General features: G+C 77.4%; 1 pseudogene. It reads right to left on the minus strand.

Annotated features, from left to right (window positions below):
• A pseudogene (locus HGA02_RS18765) lies at positions 1-1,457 on the minus strand (hypothetical protein); the annotation flags it as partial.
• Positions 1,458-1,601 lie beyond the last annotated feature (144 nt).

A 1,601-nucleotide genomic window follows, 5' to 3' on the forward strand; every position in this document is an offset into this window, starting at 1 on the left:
CTGCCGCCCGTGCCGACGGTGCCGCCGCCCGTGCCGACCGTGCCGCCGCCGGACACCGATCCGTTCGAGCCCGTCGAGCCCGGCACCGTGCCGGGGGTCGTCGCGGCGACGGTCTCGACGGTCGCGTCACCACCGATGCCGACGGCGACACCCGAGACGTCGACCGGCACCGTCACCGGCAGCGACCCGAGCGCGTCGCCGGGCATGCTGCCGGACGCGTCGCCCGAGGTCCCGGTGCCCGACGCCGACCCGGCGACGGCGTCACCGCCGACGGCGACGGCGACACCCGAGACGTCGACCGGCACCGTCACCGGGACCGAGACGAGGGCGTCGTCGGACGTCGGCTCCGCCGTCTCGGTGCTCGTCGACATGCCGTCGACGACGGCGTCACCCAGGACACCGAGCGCCACCCCGGACACGTCGACCGGCACCGTCACCGGTGCCTGGACAAGAGCGCCGTCGGACGTCGCACCGGTCGGGCCCGTGGCCGCCGGCGTCGTGCTGCGCGCGCCCTCGACGACCGCGTCACCCAGGACGCCGATGGCCACCCCGGAGACGTCGACCGGCACGGTGACCGGCGCGCTGACCAGCGAGCCGTCCGTCCCCGGTCGGCTCACCGACCCGTCACGCGTGGCGACCGACGGACCCGCGACCAGCGCGTCCCCCAGCACGCCCACCGCGATGCCTGTGAGGTGGACGGGCGCCGTCACCGGCGCGCTCACGAGCGCGTCCCGGGCGGGCGTCGCGGACGTGTCCGGCGTGGCGGACCTGGGCGCGCCGTCGACGACGGCGTCACCCAGGACTCCGAGCGCGACCCCGGACACGGTGACCGGCCCGGTGACCGGGAGGGCGACGGCGGTCTCGTCGTCGGTGCCCAGCGCGTCCGGACGGCTGCCGCCCGTCGACCCTGCGGCCGCGTCGGACGAGGTGACCGTGGCGTCACCCAGGACGCCCGCGGCCACGGCGGAGACGTCCACCGGCGCGGTGACCGGTGCGGACACCAGGCCCGCGTCGCTCGGGATGGGCGGGACCGCCGCGCTGGACGGTGCCGCCGACGCGTGATCTGTCACGGTGGCGTCGCCCAGGACGCCGACGGCGACGGACCCGACGGACACCGGCGCGACGACCGGTGCCTCGACGAGCGCGTCGGGCGCGACGGGCGCCGGCGCGGGCGCCGGGGTCGTGGCGGGCGCGGCGGCGACGGACGTCGCGTTCCCGCCGACGGCGACGGCGACTCCGGAGACGTCCACCGGCACGCTGACCGGCGCGTGGACGAGCGTGCCGCCGTCGGGAACGAGCCCGAGGACGCCGTCGTCGCCGCCGCCGATGCTCAGGTCGACGGTCAGGGTGAGGGGTGAGGCGGGTGGTTCAGCAGCATGGGCCAGGCCGGCCCCGGCGACGACGATGCCGCCGCTCACGAGCGCTGTCTGCAGCGCTCGACGGACGAACGTGTGCATGGTGGTGCTCCTCCGTGCTGATGGGTGGCCCGTGCGGGCCGTGGACGCGTGCCGCGACGTGCGCGGCCGGTCCTCCGTCAGGCGGGAGAGCTGGGGAACTCGTCGGCCGGAGACGTGGCGGGCGCGGCGAGCGTGCCGCCGAGG

The organism is Cellulomonas septica (genome assembly GCF_012396155.1).
GTDB classification, from domain to species: Bacteria; Actinomycetota; Actinomycetes; order Actinomycetales; family Cellulomonadaceae; genus Cellulomonas; species Cellulomonas septica.